This is a genomic window from Cupriavidus sp. HPC(L), assembly GCF_000307735.3.
GTDB lineage: Bacteria > Pseudomonadota > Gammaproteobacteria > Burkholderiales > Burkholderiaceae > Cupriavidus.
Map to the genome: position 1 here is coordinate 1 of NZ_AMPR02000079.1, position 17093 is coordinate 17093.

Below are 17093 nucleotides of genomic sequence, written 5' to 3' on the forward strand. Positions count from 1 at the left end.
ATTCCGGCCCTGGCCGCGGAGGTCGACCGGACCGCCGCGATGCTCGCCGGTCCCGCGGCCCGCCTGATCGATCGCGGCGAAACGCGACAACTACGGCTGGACGAAGTCGAGGCACTGCTTGCATCGAACACGCTGGTGGTCGACGGGTGCCGCCACGCCGTGCGCCACGCCGGCACGGTGGTCCCGCTGGCCACGCGGCCGGTACTGTTCGCGCTCGCGCACGCCTTGGGCGAGGCCTGGCCGGACGATGTACCGCGCGACAGCCTGATCGCGCATGCCTTTCGCATCAAGCATGCCGATGATTCGCATCGGTCCCGTCTGCGTGTCGAAATGGGCCGGCTGCGTGCCGCCATTCGGTCATTGGCCGACATCCGCGCGACGGCGCGCGGCTATGCGCTGGTGCCGCACGGCACACGGCCGGTCGTGGTGCTGGCACGGCCGGTCGACGAGCGGCATGCCGCGGTGCTGGCCTTGCTGGCCGATGGTGAATCGTGGTCGAGCTCCGGATTGGCATTGGCGCTCGGCGCCAGTCAACGCACCGTGCAACGCGCGCTCGACGCGCTGGCAGAGGCAGGCAAGGTGCAGGCCATTGGCCATGGACGGGCGCGCCGGTGGATGACGGCGCCGGTGCCGGAAATCACGACGACCTTGTTACTCCCGGCGATCCCGAGCCTGGACTAGGATGCCGGCATGAACGCATCATCGCGCCGCCTGCTCGGCCCTCGATGACGCGCCATGTCCTTCAGGCCCTCATCCACCCAGGAAACCAGCATGAAAACCATTCCCGCAGAAGTCCTCCAGGAGTACGGTCCGTTCCCCGGCATCGAGGCGGTCCACGGCGTGTCGTATGACGGCAAGCATGTCTGGGTCGCGTCCGGAGACGGGCTCCACGCGATGGATCCGAACAGCGGCCGGATGCTTCGATCGATCGATGTCACCGCCAATGCCGGCACCGCCTTCGACGGGCGCTACCTGTACCAGATCGCCGGCGACCGTATCCAGAAGATCGACCCGCAGACCGGCCAGGTTGTCTCGACCATCCCTGCACCCACCGACGGCGGCAACTCCGGACTGGCCTGGGCTGAAGGCACGCTATGGGTCGGCGTATGGCGCGATCGCAAGATCCATCAGGTCGATCCGCAAACCGGCGCGGTGCTGCGCACGCTGACGTCCGACCGCTTCGTCACCGGTGTCACGTGGGTCGACGGCGAACTGTGGCACGGCACCTGGGAGGGCGAGGCCAGCGACCTGCGCCATGTCGATCCCGCAACCGGCGAAGTGATCGAGCGCATCGAGATGCCGGCAGGCATGGGCGTGTCTGGGCTCGAATCCGATGGTGGCGATCGCTTCTTCTGCGGCGGGGGCGAGAGCGGCAAGGTGAGGGCAGTGCGGCGCAAGCGGGCTGGCGCGGAAGCGAAAGGTGCCAACGCGGGTGCATAACGGGTAGGATGACGGCGGCCTCGCCGCGTCCATATCGGCGCCGCCCTCCATTCTCACACCGTTGCCCGAATGTCCTCTGTCTCCGGCCCTCAGTCACCGCCCGGTACATCGTCCCATTCCATCGCACGTCATCGCTCGGCACGCCGCTGGGCGCTGGCCGGTTTTGCGCTTGGCGCTGCATGGATTGCCATTTCTTTCGACGCGCTCGAATTCGGCGGCTGTTGGGGCGGCGGCTTCCTGTTCTTGGGCGCGTCGGCGCTCTTCGTTCCCTCGGGGTTGATCTGCCTTGCCATCGCGGCGTGGCGCCGCCCCTCGAGCCTGCTATGGCCTATCCTTTGGCTGGTCCTGCTCGCGTGTGTCGCGGTGCTGGTCGGGGCTGCCATACCAGATTCCCCTTGCGGGACTGCATGAGGGCTGCGCCCCGCTCGCGTGCCCGCCGTTCTGCCAGTTATTTGCTAGGCTCCGATGGGTGCAACCCTGAAGGAGCGATCCATGGCGCATCAACTTTCGAGCCGGGCTGCGGGCGACGCCGAGATGGCGGCGGTGTTGCGGAACGATCCTGCTGTCCGGCAGGCCCGTATCGATCTGGCGGCCTGCCTGCGCATGGCGGCGCGGCTCGGGATGGCGGAGGGCATCTGCAACCATTTCTCGGCGACGTTGCCGGGGCACCCCGGGCTGTTCCTGGTCAATCCGCTGGGGCTGGCGTTCTGCGAAGTCGCGGCTTCGCGTCTGCTGGTCTGCCATGTCGACGGCCGCGTGCTCGATGGCGATGGCGAGCCCGAGGCCACGGCCTTCTTCATCCATGCCCGCCTGCACATGCGCAAACCCTCGGCGGTCGCGGCCTTTCATACGCACATGCCGAACGCGACCGCGCTGGCGATGGTCGATGGCGAACCGCTGGTATGGGCTGGGCAGACCGCGCTGAAGTTCTACGGCCGCGTGGCCACGGTGCCGTTCAACGGGCTGGCGCTGGATGAACTGGAGGGCGATCGCATCGCGGACGCGATGGGCAATGCGGACATCGCCTTCCTGCGCAACCACGGCGTGATGGTGACCGCGCCGAACATCGCGCAGGCGTGGGACGATCTTTATTACCTGGAGCGTGCGGCCGAGGTCCAGGTGCGCGCGCACGGCACCGGTCGCAAGTTGATACCCGTGCAGCCCGACGTCGCGGCCCTGTGCGCGCGGCAGATGCGCGAGGGCGATCCCGACAGCGCGCGCCTGCATCTGGCGAGCATCCACCGTCAGTTGGCACGGCTCGAGCCCGATTATCTCGACTGAGGCCGCGTGCGTGCTGCCGCTCAACCGGCGGTCAGTAGATCGATCATCGCCCGTGCCGCCGCCGACTGGCGGCGGTGCGGCGCGTAGATCAGCGAGAACGGCCGCGAGCGCCCCCGCAGAAGCGGCAGCACTTCGACCAGCCGCCCGCGCTCGATCCGGTCGCGCACGATGAAGTCATAGCTCTGGCAGATGCCGGCGCCGTGCTCGGCGAGCGAGACCACGCCCAGCACATCGTCGGAGATCGCGATCGGGGAGCTGGTGGCCCAATCGATATCCCGGTCGCCGTCGCGAAATACCCAGGGTGCAATGCGGCCAGTGCTGGGCAGCACGAAGGGCAGGCAGACGTGGCGATGCAGATCGTCCAGCGTCCGCGGCGTGCCCGCGCGCCACAGATAGTCCGGGGCCGCGACCAGACATAGCGCCGCATCTTCGAGCTTGCGCGCAACCAGCCCGCTGTCGGGCAGCTCGCCGAGACGGATGGCGAGGTCGAAGCCCTCCGCCACCAGGTCGACATTGCGGTTCGTGATGTTCAGTTCCACCTGCACGCGCGGGTACTGCCGCGTGAAGCGCGCCAGCAACGGCGGCAGCCGGTAGTGTCCATAGGTGGTCGGCACGCTGAGCCGCACCCTTCCCGACAGTTCGCCTTCCTGGCCCTGTATCTCACGCTCGGCGTCGTCGAGCAGCGTGAAAGCAGCGCGTGCCTGTTCGACATACTGCCGTCCCGCGTCGGTCAATCCGATGCGGCGCGTGGTCCGGCGCAGCAACTGGCTGCCCAGCCGAGCCTCCAGCCGGGCGATGGCGCGGCTCAGCACCGAAGCGGTGGTCGATAACGCCACGGCCCCGGCCGTGAACGACCCATGCTCTACCACCGCCAGGAAGGCTTCCACGTCCCCAAGATGGTCGAAGCGGCGCGCCATTATGTCCTCCGGGGAACAGATGAATTCGATGGTGGCCAGTTTATCTCCGTCGGTGCGGGTAATAAAGTCCGGTATCCCCATCCGATCACGAGGAATCCCATGGATCTTCAGTTGCAAGGCAAGACTGCCATCGTTACCGGCGCCACGGCCGGCATTGGTCTGGCCGTCGCCCGGACCCTGGCGCGCGAGGGCGTTGCGGTGACGATCACCGGGCGGCATCGCGACAAGCTCGATGCCGCCGTCGCGCAGATCGCCGCGGCCGCGCCCTCCGCCAAGGTGTCGGGCTTCGTCGCCAACCTGGGTAGTGCCAGCGGCGCTGCCGCGCTCGCCGAGGCCGTGCCGGACACCGACATCCTGATCAACAACCTGGGCTACTACGAAGCCCGGCCCTTCGCGGAAATCACCGACGAAGACTGGCTGCGCATGCTGGACATCAACGTGATGTCCGGCGTGCGGCTGTCGCGCCATTACTTCCCGCGCATGCTGCAAAGGAACTGGGGCCGAGTGATCTTTATCTCCAGCGAGGTCGGCGCTTTCACGCCGCCGGACATGGTGCACTACGGCGTCAGCAAGTCGGCGCAGTTGGCGGTGTCACGCGGCATGGCGGAATTGACCAAGGGGACCGGCGTCACGGTCAACAGCGTGCTGCCGGCCGCAACTCGTTCGGACGGCATTGTCGAATACCTGCGCCAGACCGCGCCGCGTCCGGGCATGAGCGATGCCGAGATCGAAGCGCATTTCTTCGAGACGTACCGGCCCAGTTCGCTGATCGCTCGCATGATCGAGGCGGACGAGATCGCCGCGATGGTGGCGCTGCTCGCCAGTCCGCTCGGCGCTGCGTCCAATGGGGCTGCCGTCCGTGTCGAGGGCGGGTCGTTCCGCTCGATCCTTTGATGAGCGGCGCCAATCAAATTGGCAACCGCTGACCGCTAGCCATTGGCTTTGGCCACTGACCGCAATTGCCAACCACGATCGCCGGGAGGAACGAGTTCGAGTCCGCACCGCTCGCTCGTTGACTGTCGGCCCAACGTTCCGGACATCATCATGCTGCTTTCCTCAACTCGTCTTACCGCGCTGGCGTTCACCGCGCTGACCGCGCTCACCGCCGTGCCCGCGTTTGCCGGTGCCGGCGATTCCACGGCCCAGGTTCCTCTCGAACGCTGGCGCACCTATGCAGGCGTCAGCTGGGAGCCGTCCCGGCAGGGCGCGGACCCGGCGCCATTTGCCGGTTCGGTCAACGCGCCGATCGCCGGCATTCATTTCGATGCCGAGGGCCGCGCCTTCGTCAGTACGCCGCGGCTGGTATCCGCCGAGGCGCCCGCAACGCTGAGCGTTCTCGATACCGCGGCGCAGAGCGGCCCCGCTCGCCTGTCGGCCTTTCCGTCGGTGGACGGCAATGCGGTCGATGCCGCCCCGGACACGCATCTGCGCAATGTGCTGGGCTTTCATGTCGACCGCCGCAACGGCTGGCTATGGGCGCTCGACATGGGCTTCGTCGCGGGACAGGCGGAGGCACCCGCCGGCGCACAGAAGGTGATGGTCTACGATTTGCGTACCGGTCGCACGGTGCGCCGTATCGCGCTGGACGGCGTGGCCGACCGCAAGGGCAGCTTCCTGAACGATATCGTCGTCGACGAGCGGCGCCGGATCGCCTACGTCTCCGACAGCGGCCTGCGCAGCGCCCCGGACAATCAGGCGGGCCTGATCGTGGTGGACTTTGCCGCCGGCAAGGCGCGGCGCGTGCTGGACCGGCACGCGAGCCTGCTGCCGGAGCCCGGCGCGAAGGTGGTCTCGCATGGCGCCGAGGTGTGGCCGGGCAACCCGTTGAAGCTCGGCATCAACGGCATCGCACTGTCGCCCGATGGCAGCACGCTGTACTGGGCCGTCACCACGGGCACCCACATCCATGCCGTGCCGACGCGGCTGCTGCGCGACCCGGGCGCCAGCCCGGAGAGCCTGGCCGCGGCGGTGCGCGATCTGGGCGACGTCGGCGGCAATACCGATGGCATCGTCACCGACGCGAAGGGCAACCTGTACATCACCGACGTCACGCGCAACGGGATCGTCAAGTACGACCCGGCCTCCGGTGCGATGTCGCTGTTAGCCGCCGACGAGGGCGTGCACTGGCCCGACACCCCGGCGCTGCTGCCCAACGGCGATCTGGTGTTTACCGCCAGCCATCTGAACGGGCATTTCGCAGGGGCGGTCAAGGCCGGCGAGGAGCGCTACGAGTTGTGGCGCCTGCCGCTGCATCGGACCCCAGGCAAGCGCGACTGAGCCGGGCGGGGCGGGTTCGAAGCGATGGGGGTTGGCAAGGAGGCTACGGACAACGGATGATATGGCGATTTCCCGCGCACCCATATCGACCCCAGGAGCCAAAACGATGAGACTGATCGGCATGCTCGATTCCCCCTATGTCCGCCGCGCCGCGATCACGATGCGCCTGCTGGGGCTGTCCTTCCAACATGAACCGGTCTCGGTATTCCGCACCTTCGAGCAGTTCCGCGCCATCAACCCGGTCGTCAAGGCGCCATCGCTCGTCTGCGACAACGGCGTGGTGCTGATGGACTCGACGCTGATCATCGACTACGTCGAAGCGCTGGCCGGACGCAGCCTGATGCCGGCGGAGCTGGCGGCGCGCCAGCGCGAGCTGCGCGTGATCGGCCTGGCGCTGGCCGCTTGCGAGAAGGCGGTGCAGAACGTCTACGAGCACATGCTGCGGCCGGCGGAGAAGCAGCACCAGCCGTGGGTCGAGCGCGTCGACGGCCAGCGCACCAGCGCCTTTGCCTTGCTCGAGGAAGAGGTCGCGCGCCTGCCCGTGCCGGTGCAGGAGACCGCGCTGACGCAGGCGCAGCTGACGACCGCGGTGGTTTGGACGTTCACGCAGGCCATGCTGCCGGGGGCGGTCGATGCTGACAAGCATCCGGCCATCGCGTCGCTGACGGCGGCCGCCGAGCGCTTTCCGGTATTCGAGGCGTTGCCGCACGCCTGATGCGGCAGAGTACTGGTCCACGGCAGCCGCTGTTGCGAACCCGTTGTGCCCCCCTCTCCCGCTCGCGGGAGAGGGGGAGGGGAGAGGGAGCAAATAGCGATAGTCCTTTGCAGACTGAGGCGGTCCGTCTGCCGGCGTTCATTACGCCGGGGACGCCGCGTCCATGACACGCGCCAGCGGGGCAAATGCAATTGCCTTGATTTCCACGATTCCGCCTTCCGGGTTCAGATCAGCAACCCCGAGCTCTACGGCCGCCGGATACGGCGCGGCAAAGAACTCGTCCCGAACGCGGCCGATCGCGGCCAGCTGTCCGGCTTTATCCAGCGCCAGGCGTTCGCTGCCGAAGACATGGAACATCTGCAGCTCGACGACATCGTCCAGTTGCGCGCCGCAGGCCAGCAGCAAGCGCTCGATCTGCCGGAAGACCACACGCAATTCGTCGCAGAACGCGGCCTCGTCCATCGGCCCGGCGTGCCGGTTGCAGGCGACGACGCCGGAGAGATAAACGAAGTCGCCGACGCGCCGGGCAGGGGCATAGTGGAACTGCGCGACATCGGCCTCGAGCTCGGCCGGGATGACAGCCATGCCGTTGCGGGTCGGAATCTGTCGAACTTGGGTGGGGATGGACTGGGTCATGTAGCTGGCTTCTTGATTTTGACTTTATCGATCGGTACAAAAATCAGTAAAAAACAACGGGCGAGTGGGCCCGTTACTGTTGCTTCAAGGGAACGGCGCTCGGATGGGCAAGCGCGTTCCGGCGAGGATAATTTGTTTTGTACCGATCAGTCAATAATGCGGGCGCGTCGTGGTGCAGTTGCTCCGCGCGTTGGCCCGCACGGCCAGCCACGGCGATTCCTCACTCCGCGCGGATATTCGCCCGCGCCGCGACGGCACGCATTTCCGGCAGCTCCTTCTCGACCCGCGCCTTGACCGCGGCGGCATTGCCATAGGCCGGCGTCAGCGCCAGTTCGACGAGACGAGCGCGCGTGGCCGGCGCATTGACGACTTCGGCCAGCGCCTTCTCCAGCTTCTGCTGGACCGGCGCGGGCAGCCCCGCCGGTGCGATCAGCGCGAACCACGTGCCCATCTGGAAGCCCGGATAGCCGCTCTCGGCGACCGTCGGCACCTGCGGCAATGCCGGCAGGCGCTGCGGCGACAGCACCGCCAGCGGACGGATCCGGCCGGCCTTGATCAGCGGCAGGCCAGCCACGACGGTGTCGACCGCGACCTGGACCTGGCCGCCGGCCAGCGCCGTCAGATTGGGCGCACTGCCGTTGAAGGGCACGTGCACCATGCGGATGCCGGCGGCCGCCTTCAGCATCTCGCCGCCGAAATGCACCGACGAACCGGTGCCGAACGAGCCGTAGGAGAACTTGTCCGGGTCGGTCTTTGCCTGCGTCACCAGATCCTTCAGCGAATGCAGCGACGTGTCGGGGTTGGCGACCAGCACCAGGCTCATATCGGCGACCAGGCCCAGCGGCGTGAAGCTCTTGACCGGGTCATAGGCGAGGTTGGGTCGGATCGCCGGGTTCAGCGTCAGCGTGGTGCTGGCCGCGAGCAGCAGGGTGTAGCCATCGGGCGCGGCCTTGGCGACCTGCGTGGCGCCGATCACGGTGCTGGCGCCCGGCTTGTTTTCGACCACCACGGTTTGGCCGAGCTTCTCGCCGAGGCCCACCGCCAGCAGTCGCCCGAGCACGTCGGTCGCGCCGCCGGCGGCAAACGGCACCACCAGACGGATCGGACGGTCCGGATACGTCTGAGCGGCGGCCGGGGCCGTCGCCAGGACGGCGATCAGGCCGGTGCATGCGAGAAAGAATCGCTTCGGGGGCAGCTTCGGGGGCAGCTTCGGGGGCATTGCGGTCATCAAGGGCACTCCTGCCAGCAGTGGTGAACTTCGAATTCGATCGAGAGGCTGTGTGATCGCCGGATGTGGCGGCGCTCAATCCAGCCAGGGACTGCGCACCCGCGAGAAACCGCCCGCAAGGTCGTAAGCATGGCCGAGCTGCAGCACGGCGGCATCGGTCTGCGCGGGGCCGATGATCTGGATGCCGGCGGGCAGGCCGTTCGATCCGAAGCCGGCCGGTGCGGCCAGCGCCGGCAGACCGGCCATCGTCGCCGGCACCACGGTCTGCATCCAGCGGTGATAGGTATCCATGTCGCGGCCGTCGATCGCGTGCGGCCAGTCCCATTCGGCGTCGAACGGAAATACCTGCGCGGCGGGCAGCACCAGATAGTCGTAACGCTCGAACAGCTGGACCAACGCCTGATACCAGGCGCTGCGCACGCACATCGCTTCGTAGACGCGCGGGCTCGGCAGCGCCATGCCCCGTTCGATTTCCCACGCGGCCTCGGGCTTGAGCATCGCGCGCTTGGCAGGGTCGTGCCACAGCGCGGCATTGGCGCCGGCCACCGAGAAGCTGCGCAGATCGATCCAGGCTTGCCACAGCGTTTCCAGATCGAATGCCAGCATGGCAGGCTCCACCGTGCAGCCGAGCGCGCGGAAATGTTCCAGTGCGCGGGCGCAGGTATCGAGCAACCCCGGATCGGTCGGTAGTTGGCCGTTCATATTGCCCAGCCAGCCGATGCGCACGCCGCTCCAGTCGCGCTCCGGCGGCAACACAAAACTGGCCGGCGGCTCGCAGCGGCGCGTCAGCGGCAGGCGCGCATCGAAGCCCGCCTGCACCGACAGCAGCAGGGCCAGGTCCGGCACGTTGCGCGCCATCGGACCGGCCACGCTGAATTGCTGGAAGAAGACTTCATCGGTCGGACCGTGTGGCACCAGGCCGAACGACGTGCGCAACCCATAGACATGATTGAACGCTGCTGGCGTGCGCAGCGACCCCATCATGTCCGAGCCGTCTGCCACCGGCAGCATGCGCAGCGCAACGGCGACCGCCGCGCCGCCGCTGCTGCCGCCTGCGGAGCGCGACGGATCGAAGGCATTGCGCGTGGTGCCATAGACCGGGTTGTAGGTGTGACCGCCCAGGCCAAACTCGGGCGAATTGGTGCGGCCGACGAACAGTGCGCCGGCCGCGCGCATGCGCGCGAAGATCGCGGCATCGGTCTGAGTGACCTGGCCAGCGAAGATCGGCGAGCCTTTGGTGGTCACCATGCCCGCGGCCGGGCTGATGTCCTTGGGCGCCTGCGGAAAGCCATGCAGCGGTCCGCGGCTTTGTCCGCGTGCGAGCTCGGCATCGCGCTCGGCTGCCTGGGCGCGCAGCGTCTCACGGTCCATCGGGGCAACGATGGCGTTGACGCGCGGGTTGTGGCGATCGATCTGGTCGAAATAGGCGTCGAGCACCTCGACGCACGAGACCTCGCGCGCGTGGATGGCGCGGGACAGTGCGATGGCGTCGAGTTCGACGATCGAGTTGGTGGGCTGGCTCGAAGCGTTTTGGTCGGGCGACATGGTCTCGGTTGTCTCCTTCGTTGATGCGGCAAAGCATACGGGCGGGGCGGGATTTCGCACAATTGCCGATTATTTCAAATATCCTTGCGTAAAACGCAAACCAAAGCAGGGCACGGTTGCCCCGGAGAGCCGAATCGATGCTGTCGCACCGTCTGCAGGACACCTCGCTGCGCTATTTCCTCGAAGTCGTCCGCAGCGGCTCGCTGACCGAAGCCGCCCAGCGGCTCAACGTCACCGTGTCGGCGGTCAGCCGCCAGGTCGCCTCGCTCGAGGCGCTGCTGGGCGTGCCGCTATTCGATCGCCGCCCGCGCGGCATGGTGGCCAGTGCGGCTGGGGAATTACTGGCCGCCTACGCATTGCGCGGCGCTCTGGAGGCCGACCGCGTCGTTTCGGAAATCGCCGCGCTGCAGGGCCTGCGGCGCGGACGTGTGCGCATTGCCAGCTCGGCCGGCTTCGCCATTGACTTCCTGCCGCGATGCATCGCCGAATTCCGCGAGCGCTATCCGGGACTGCATTTCCATGTACGCGTGGCACCGCCCGCTGAAGTCACCGGCATCGTGCTGCATGGCGACGCCGATATCGGCATTACTTATAGCCGCGCAGGCGAGCAGGGCATCCGCGTCGAGCATCGGCAGCCGGCACCGGTGATCGCCATCATGCGCCCGGACCACCCGCTCGCTCGCTTTCGCAGCGTGACGCTGGCCCAGATGCAGCCGTATCCGCTGGCATTGCCCGAGGCCGACAACACGGTGCGCCAGCTATTCGATATCGCCGCCGGCGAACGCGGCATCGTGTTCGAGCCGGTGCTGGTTACCACTCATTTCGAGACGCTGACCAGTTTTGTGCTGCATGGCGGCGGGTTGTCGATTTCGGGTGCGGTGACGGTGGGAGACCGGCTGCGCCGCGGGGAACTGCACGCTTCCGTGATACGGGAGCGGGGGATGAAGGGGCGTTCGATCGAACTGCAGACTTTGGCGGGGCGGACGTTGCCGGAGGGGGTGAGGGGGTTTTTGGGGTTCTTAAGGGAGAGCTTGGCGGGCGAAGGTGAGGCTAGGTAGTTCGGCCGTCGAATGCCGTAGCAAGCAGTGATGCTGAGTGCGTACACTCCGCTAGTTCCGGGCATGGGCTCCGTCCGCGCTTTCAACTTAAGATGCGTCTCAGACTATTCCCGCCACGGTCGTAAACCCATTAAGACGTAGCCAATCATCAACGTTATGGAAAAAAATCATGCGGGACGATGTTCCGCGTCGGAAAACATAAAGAACGCCATGGTCCCGGACGTTTTGCTTCCAAATCGGGTATTCCGCGGGAAATGGGCTGCGTATGTTTTCTGTGAGTCCGACCGGATATTTTGTCCGGAATTCATCGATGCGATAGCGGAATTGATGCGAATCGAGAACTCAAGCGTATGTAGTCTCGTGAATCTAGATAAATCATGCGATCTAGCGTATGACGGTATTTCCTCCATTTTTATCGATGCAAGCACTTCGCGCGACCGATATTGGGAGGCTATATGCGCCGGCGGCCCAGAGGATGGATGGATTTATCGAGTGGACCGATACGTGTGTGCGTCCGATATCGGATCATGGTGCCTTTATTGCGAGAAAGAGAATGATGTGGCGGTACTGGCGTTTCAAAATACCGAAGATGTCAAGCGCTACAGTACTGCCACCCGAAAACTGTGGGCTTGGCCTATCGAAGACCTGATCGAATGTGGCGCGTTCCCTTTGTTTCCATTCAATCGTTTGGTGCCAGTATGGAAGAACAGTTTGCTTGAAAACTACGGCACTAAGTCAAATTAAGCTGGTATGCGGGTGGGAGGATGACCTACGCAGTCTGGGGATCCGGATTCTTCAGGCGGCGCAGATGCGCTCAATTTGACTCAATCGGCCCGAATTGGCAAACGCGGTCCCGCCAGTGCCGCAACCTGCGCTAGTGATGGCCGTCATTCGATAGTGGCCCTGGGCCGGCCAGTACCACCAATCCCTCAGTTGTTCTCCCAACTTCAGTGGGGTTCAGACCATCCTCTCCCAGGTCGTAAACGCCGACAAGAGGTCGCCAATCCGGCGAAAGTTTGTTCCAAGGCGAACGCCAAGAATAACGAGAGGAGCGCGCCCCGCGGCATCGGGCAGCGCGCCTGACATGGTCAATATCAATACCCGCTGCGGCAGCCCGGCTGTGCTGACCGCTGTCTTTTGTGCTGTCTGCGTATGGAGCGCTGGCGCGAGTTCGTCAGCCATTGCCGCCGGCATTGTGCCGGACGGTGGCAGCGCCACCAGCGTCGCAATAGGGCCGAATGGCAGGGAGACGGTCAATATCGCGCCGGCGATAGCCGGGGTCTCGCAGAACACCTATTCGCGCTTCGATGTGGGCAGTGCCGGTGCCACGCTGAACAACGTCGGCATCAACGCGCGCACGATCGTCAACCAGGTCACCAGCACGAACCCCAGCTTGATCATGGGCGAGGTGGCGGTCGCCGGCCCGCGCGCGAACGTGGTATTGGCCAACCCGAACGGCATCACCGTCAACGGCGGCTCGTTCATCAATGTGGGGCATCTCGCGCTGTCGACGGGGCAGGTCAGCTTTACTGACGTGCAGATTGCCCCAGGCGTCCTTCAGCGCAACGTCAACCTCGACACCTCGGGCGGCAGTATCGTCGTGGGCCCGCAGGGGCTCAGCGGCGCGTTGATTGCGCTGGACCTGCTTGCCAGAAACATCAGCGTGCAGGGACCGGTAACCAACACCTTCTCGTCGCTCACGGCGGTGACCCGCCTGACCGCGGGGGCGAGCAAGGCCATGATCGATACCGGCCTTTCGCCGACGGATAACAGTCACGAGTGGCTGCAACTGTCGCCGCCCGACGAACCTCGCACTGCCAGCCAGTACGCGATCGACATCACGGCGGCTGGCAGCCTGTCGAGCGGCCGCATCGAGTTGATCGTCACGGATAAGGGTCCCGGAGTACGCAGCGCCGGCGCGCTGAATGCAACGTACGGCGACTTCGTGCTGACCTCAAACGGCAACGTGCAAATTGCAAATAGCAGCCTGACGGCCGCCAACGGCATCAGCGTCAATGCGAAGGATGCCGTCGAATTCGACCATGCGAACCTCCGTGCCAATGGCGCCGGCCTCACCATCGCAGCCACCGGCGATCTAGCGATATCGGACAGCAGCGCGCTGGCCAACGGCGCGGTGGTGCTTGACGCCGCTTCTGTGACCCTGCAGAACGGCGGCGCCGATTCCACCACGCTGGCGTCGGCCAGCAGTGGTGTGTTGATCGAGAGCGCGGGTGATATCGTCAATCTGAACAATCTGGTTCAGGGGAATAGACGCATCGACGGCAATGGCAAATCCGCTGGGGCGTTGACCTTGATCGCCGGCGGCAGCGTGATCAACCGGACCACGCAAGGCAGTCAGTTGGGCATCCTCTTCGGTCAAGCTGACGATGTATCGATATCGGCCGGGCGCGACATTACCAACCGCAATGCCCGCATTCTGTCGAACGCGATGGTCTCCATCGCGGCAGGCGGGGATTTCTCGAACGTCGTCGACCATATCGAAGGCGCGGCGAACGGTCAGGAACTGACGTACTCGCACCGCAGCCCGCGCTGGCTGGTGTTCTCCCGCCGTGAGAGCGGCATGACTGTCGACTACGGCTCGCTGGCGGACCCCGAGCGCCTGGCCTACGTGACCGCCGATGGCGGCGACGTTCGGATTTCCGCGCGCAATGTGCTGAATCGGGGCGGCTCCATTCTCTCGAACGATGGTGCGGTACAGATCGCAGCCACCGATAGCCTTCGTACCGAAGCCGTATTCACAGGGCAGGCGTCGCTTCACCGCAGCTGCGTGTTCTTCTGCCGGTCTCGAGCGTCCAGCACCGTTCAGGCCTACGGCGGAACAATCCAGGCCGGCAAGGACATCGCGTTGTCGGCCGGCACACGAATCGACAACGTGGGCGGCACCGTGCTCGCCGTCGGAGCCCTGCATCTCGCTGCTCCGCGCGTGGTGGCGCAGGGCGTGGCCGGCTATACGGCCTTTACCCGCGAGAACGACATGAAGGCATGGTTCGGCAATCGCTGGGCCACCATCTATCGCGCGGACAGCGGTGGCCTGTTCCGCGCCGGAACGGGCAAGGTTTGGATCGACGGCGTCGGCGAGATCGACGGAGGCGCCTTCATGGCGCCGGACGGTGTCGGCGCGAGCGGTGGCATGGTGACGCTGCGCCTGCCGTACCGTACGCCGGTGACACTGCAGAACCATCTCGGCCTCGTATCCTGGATCGGGTTGTGAGATGAAGCCGCTTCGTCGCCTGCTTTGCGCCGGCATGGCGCTGCTCGGCTCCCCGCTCGCCATTGCGCAAGGCGTGCCGCCATTGCCGCCGGTTGGGTTGCCTCCCATACGGGCCGAACAAGACCCTGCGCAGCGCCTGCTGCAGGATCAGAAGGCGCGTGAGCGTCAGCAGGAAGCCGAGCAGCCGCCTGCGCAGATTGCCGCGCCCGCATTGCCGCCTGCACCGGACCTGCCGCCTGGCACCGATATCGAAGCGCTGCCCGATGCGGAGCCGACCTTCGCCATCCGCGAGATCCGCTTCACCGGTGACCAGGTCCTGCCGGCAGACCGCATGGACGCTATCGCGGCACCGTTCCTCGGCAAACGCCTGGGCCGCAATCGCGTCAACTTGCTGCTCCGGCGTCTGTCCGAAGCGTTCATCGCCGAAGGATTGATTACCACGCGGGCCTACCTCGGGCCGCAGAATCTGGCTTCCGGCGTGCTGACGGTGAATGTCATTGCCGGCAGGATCGCCGGATATACGCTCAATGGCACGCCGTTGCGTCCGGTTCCAGAAGGCGCCCGCTTGTTCGATACCGTTGGCGGCGGACTGGTGACGGATGCCGGCACCGCATGGGCATTCCCGGCCAGCCCGGGAGACGTGCTGCGCCTTCCCGACGTCGAACAGGGCGTCGACCAGATCAACCGCCTGCGGCGCAATCAGGCCGCGCTGCAAATCCTGCCCGGCCAGTCGCCCGGCGAGTCGGTGGTGGCCGTCACCAATCGCTATGGCGATCGGATTTACTACGACATCGGCATCGACAACTACGGCGGAACGCAGACCGGTAAGCAGCGCTACCGGTTTGGCGCGGAGGCCGGCAACCTCATCGGCCTGCAGGAATCGATCGGCATGAATTTCATCGGGACGCGCGACAGCAATGCGCTGGTGATGTCCAGCGCGGTGCCGATCGGTTATCAGACCTTCAGTTACACCACGTCGGTCTCCGAGTACCAGCAGACCATCGGCGATATCGCCTTGCTCCAGGGGCGAAGCTTCAGCCAGATCTTTGGTTGGAACTCGGTGCTGACACGCTCGCGTACCGGCCGTACCAGCTTCGACCTGACGCTGACGAAGACGCGATCCGAACGCAGCGTCAATGGCATCGACCTGTCTCCGCAGCGGTTGACCGTGGTACGTGCGGGCCTCAATGGGCTGGTGCGCTTCGCGGCGATGGGACAGCCTGCGACGTCTACCTATGACATCGGGGTGTCGCGTGGCCTGCGCTGGCTGTCCGCTGTCGAGGATGCAGGCGGCATCGGCCGCGACGAAGCGCACAACCAGTTCACCAAGCTCGACGCGACGGCGACGCTCCAGGCGACGCTGGGCTCGATCGCCGGCGCGTCGCTCGGCTATCGAGGGCTGACGCGCATGCAGTACAGCGACGTTGCGCTATTCGGTACGCAGCAGATCTTCCTCGGCGGCATGAGTTCAGTACGCGGCTTCAACGAAGGAGGGATCGCCGGAGACAGCGGCTTCTACGTGCGTAACGAACTGGCGTGGCAGAACGCGCCGGCCTGGCAGGACGCTCGCATCGAGCCGTACGTTTTCCTCGACGGCGGCAAGGCACATCTGGTGGCCCAGGGCGGTTGGCCCACGCTGATGGGTGCGGGCCTGGGCGTTCGGGCTCAGTGGAAGGTCCGCCAACAGATGCTGTCGGCAGAAGTGCTGCTCGGCCGCGCCCTGATTCAGCCCGCCTTGCTGGGCGAAAAGGCAACCGTATTGCTGGCCACATTCAATTGGTCGATCTAGGTCGAAGACATCAAGGAATCAAAGGAATCGCGTCATGAAGAACTTCAAGGATCCGCTGAAATCGTCCCTGGCAAGCCTGACCATCGCCGTGCTTGCCGCCGCCACGCCGACGGCTCACGCCGCAAACAAAGCGGCCACCGACGCCCGGGCTGCCGGGAAGACTGCGTCGGAAGGCCCGTTGCCCGCTGGGGTGGCCGCCCGCGTCAACGGTGTTCCCATTCCCGAGGAACAGCTGCAGCAAGCCATCAAGGCGCTCAATACGCCGGAGACGCCTACGCTGCGTGAGTCGGTCAAGAACCAACTGATCGCTCGGGAGCTGTTCCGCCAGGCCGCCGAGAAGCGGAACTACGACGTCCGGCCCGGCGTGAAGGCCGCGATGGAGCAAGCCAAGACCACGGCCATGATGCAGGAGTACCTGCGCGATGCGGTCAAGCCGCCGCCCGTCAGCGAGGGCGACGTACGCGCGAAGTTCGACACCATCGTCGCGACGCTCGGTGAGTTCGAGCTCAAGCCCAGTGCCATCGTGGTGAAGGACGCCGCGACGGCGCAGACCGTGCTCGAGCAGCTGCGAAAGGGGACTGATTTCGCGCAACTGGCGCGCCAGTACGGCCAGGGGCCCTCGGCCGCGCAGGGCGGGGCGCTCAACTGGGTGTCGTTCAAGCTGCCGCTGCAGGAAGGCAATACGCAGAATTGGCCGATGCCGCTCGCGCAAGCGCTGTCCCAACTGCCGGAGGGCGGGGTGTCGCCGTCGCCCGTGCAACTGGGCGACAGCTTCTGGATCCTGCGCGTCGACGCCAAGCGCCCCACGCAGATTCCTCCGTATGACCAGATCAAGGGGCCGCTGCGTGCTCAGCTGGAACAACTGGCGCTGCAGAAGGCGACCGAGCAGGTTGTGGTCGAGCTGATGAAGAGCGCCCGCATTCAGCAGTAGTCAGGCAACACCGTTTCAAGTGCACCGCCCTGTGTCGGGACAGG

At 65.8% G+C, this 17093-nt stretch carries 13 protein-coding genes and 1 pseudogene; 10 read left to right on the forward strand and 4 right to left on the reverse strand.

Annotated elements, in window-relative coordinates; genetic code table 11:
- The 3 genes and pseudogenes from B551_RS26465 to B551_RS06290 form a co-directional block, all read left to right on the forward strand.
- A pseudogene (locus B551_RS26465) lies at positions 1 to 681 on the forward strand (helix-turn-helix domain-containing protein); the annotation flags it as partial.
- 90 nt (positions 682 to 771) lie between these two features.
- A complete protein-coding gene (locus B551_RS06285; RefSeq protein WP_006577261.1) occupies positions 772 to 1440 on the forward strand; it encodes a hypothetical protein in 669 nt (222 codons plus the stop codon).
- Between the two features lie 492 nt (positions 1441 to 1932).
- Positions 1933 to 2721, forward strand: a complete 789-nt coding sequence (locus B551_RS06290) for an aldolase (protein WP_023263694.1) — start codon at positions 1933 to 1935, stop codon at positions 2719 to 2721.
- Positions 2722 to 2741: 20 nt separating this feature from the next.
- On the opposite strand, the gene B551_RS06295 is transcribed toward B551_RS06290, so the two are convergent.
- Positions 2742 to 3638, reverse strand: coding sequence for a LysR family transcriptional regulator (locus B551_RS06295; protein WP_006577264.1), 897 nt, complete (start codon positions 3636 to 3638; stop codon positions 2742 to 2744).
- A 99-nt stretch (positions 3639 to 3737) separates the two neighbouring features.
- Between B551_RS06295 and B551_RS06300 the strand changes: the two genes are divergently transcribed.
- From B551_RS06300 to B551_RS06310, 3 genes are all read left to right on the forward strand, one after another.
- Positions 3738 to 4532, forward strand: a complete 795-nt coding sequence (locus B551_RS06300; RefSeq protein ID WP_006577265.1) for an SDR family NAD(P)-dependent oxidoreductase — start codon at positions 3738 to 3740, stop codon at positions 4530 to 4532.
- A 150-nt stretch (positions 4533 to 4682) separates the two neighbouring features.
- On the forward strand, positions 4683 to 5915 hold the full coding sequence (locus tag B551_RS06305; protein WP_006577266.1) for an L-dopachrome tautomerase-related protein: 1233 nt from the start codon (positions 4683 to 4685) through the stop codon (positions 5913 to 5915).
- A gap of 106 nt (positions 5916 to 6021) precedes the next feature.
- Positions 6022 to 6630: a glutathione S-transferase gene (locus B551_RS06310; RefSeq protein WP_006577267.1), complete on the forward strand. Its 609-nt coding sequence runs from the start codon at positions 6022 to 6024 to the stop codon at positions 6628 to 6630.
- A 141-nt stretch (positions 6631 to 6771) separates the two neighbouring features.
- Here B551_RS06310 and B551_RS06315 read toward each other — a convergent pair whose 3' ends face one another.
- The 3 genes from B551_RS06315 to B551_RS06325 form a co-directional block, all read right to left on the reverse strand.
- On the reverse strand, positions 6772 to 7266 hold the full coding sequence (locus tag B551_RS06315) for a Rid family hydrolase (protein ID WP_006577268.1): 495 nt from the start codon (positions 7264 to 7266) through the stop codon (positions 6772 to 6774).
- A 220-nt stretch (positions 7267 to 7486) separates the two neighbouring features.
- Entirely contained in the window at positions 7487 to 8494 is a 1008-nt protein-coding gene (locus B551_RS06320; protein WP_006577269.1) for a tripartite tricarboxylate transporter substrate binding protein, read from the reverse strand.
- 75 nt (positions 8495 to 8569) lie between these two features.
- Positions 8570 to 10039: an amidase gene (locus tag B551_RS06325; RefSeq protein ID WP_023263696.1), complete on the reverse strand. Its 1470-nt coding sequence runs from the start codon at positions 10037 to 10039 to the stop codon at positions 8570 to 8572.
- A gap of 137 nt (positions 10040 to 10176) precedes the next feature.
- Here B551_RS06325 and B551_RS06330 point away from each other — a divergent pair, with 137 nt between their 5' ends.
- The 4 genes from B551_RS06330 (at position 10177) to B551_RS06345 (ending at position 17049) form a co-directional block, all read left to right on the forward strand.
- Entirely contained in the window at positions 10177 to 11097 is a 921-nt protein-coding gene (locus B551_RS06330) for a LysR substrate-binding domain-containing protein (protein WP_006575495.1), read from the forward strand.
- Positions 11098 to 12181: 1084 nt separating this feature from the next.
- Entirely contained in the window at positions 12182 to 14329 is a 2148-nt protein-coding gene (locus B551_RS06335) for a filamentous hemagglutinin N-terminal domain-containing protein (RefSeq protein WP_023263697.1), read from the forward strand.
- A 1-nt stretch (position 14330) separates the two neighbouring features.
- Positions 14331 to 16118, forward strand: coding sequence for a ShlB/FhaC/HecB family hemolysin secretion/activation protein (locus B551_RS06340; protein ID WP_043437736.1), 1788 nt, complete (start codon positions 14331 to 14333; stop codon positions 16116 to 16118).
- 34 nt (positions 16119 to 16152) lie between these two features.
- Positions 16153 to 17049 carry a peptidyl-prolyl cis-trans isomerase gene (locus B551_RS06345; RefSeq protein ID WP_006575492.1) on the forward strand — a complete coding sequence of 299 codons (897 nt, stop codon included), beginning with the start codon at positions 16153 to 16155 and terminating at the stop codon, positions 17047 to 17049.
- Positions 17050 to 17093: the final 44 nt, after the last annotated feature.

What these genes read in the sequence shown, in the direction of transcription:
- B551_RS06285 (WP_006577261.1), top strand. Translation starts at nt 772, where the DNA reads ATGAAAACCATTCCCGCAGAAGTCCTCCAGGAGTACGGTCCGTTCCCC.
- B551_RS06290 (WP_023263694.1), top strand. Translation starts at nt 1,933, where the DNA reads ATGGCGCATCAACTTTCGAGCCGGGCTGCGGGCGACGCCGAGATGGCG.
- B551_RS06295 (WP_006577264.1), bottom strand. Translation starts at nt 3,638, where the DNA reads ATGGCGCGCCGCTTCGACCATCTTGGGGACGTGGAAGCCTTCCTGGCG.
- B551_RS06300 (WP_006577265.1), top strand. Translation starts at nt 3,738, where the DNA reads ATGGATCTTCAGTTGCAAGGCAAGACTGCCATCGTTACCGGCGCCACG.
- B551_RS06305 (WP_006577266.1), top strand. Translation starts at nt 4,683, where the DNA reads ATGCTGCTTTCCTCAACTCGTCTTACCGCGCTGGCGTTCACCGCGCTG.
- B551_RS06310 (WP_006577267.1), top strand. Translation starts at nt 6,022, where the DNA reads ATGAGACTGATCGGCATGCTCGATTCCCCCTATGTCCGCCGCGCCGCG.
- B551_RS06315 (WP_006577268.1), bottom strand. Translation starts at nt 7,266, where the DNA reads ATGACCCAGTCCATCCCCACCCAAGTTCGACAGATTCCGACCCGCAAC.
- B551_RS06320 (WP_006577269.1), bottom strand. Translation starts at nt 8,494, where the DNA reads ATGACCGCAATGCCCCCGAAGCTGCCCCCGAAGCTGCCCCCGAAGCGA.
- B551_RS06325 (WP_023263696.1), bottom strand. Translation starts at nt 10,039, where the DNA reads ATGTCGCCCGACCAAAACGCTTCGAGCCAGCCCACCAACTCGATCGTC.
- B551_RS06330 (WP_006575495.1), top strand. Translation starts at nt 10,177, where the DNA reads ATGCTGTCGCACCGTCTGCAGGACACCTCGCTGCGCTATTTCCTCGAA.
- B551_RS06335 (WP_023263697.1), top strand. Translation starts at nt 12,182, where the DNA reads ATGGTCAATATCAATACCCGCTGCGGCAGCCCGGCTGTGCTGACCGCT.
- B551_RS06340 (WP_043437736.1), top strand. Translation starts at nt 14,331, where the DNA reads ATGAAGCCGCTTCGTCGCCTGCTTTGCGCCGGCATGGCGCTGCTCGGC.
- B551_RS06345 (WP_006575492.1), top strand. Translation starts at nt 16,153, where the DNA reads ATGAAGAACTTCAAGGATCCGCTGAAATCGTCCCTGGCAAGCCTGACC.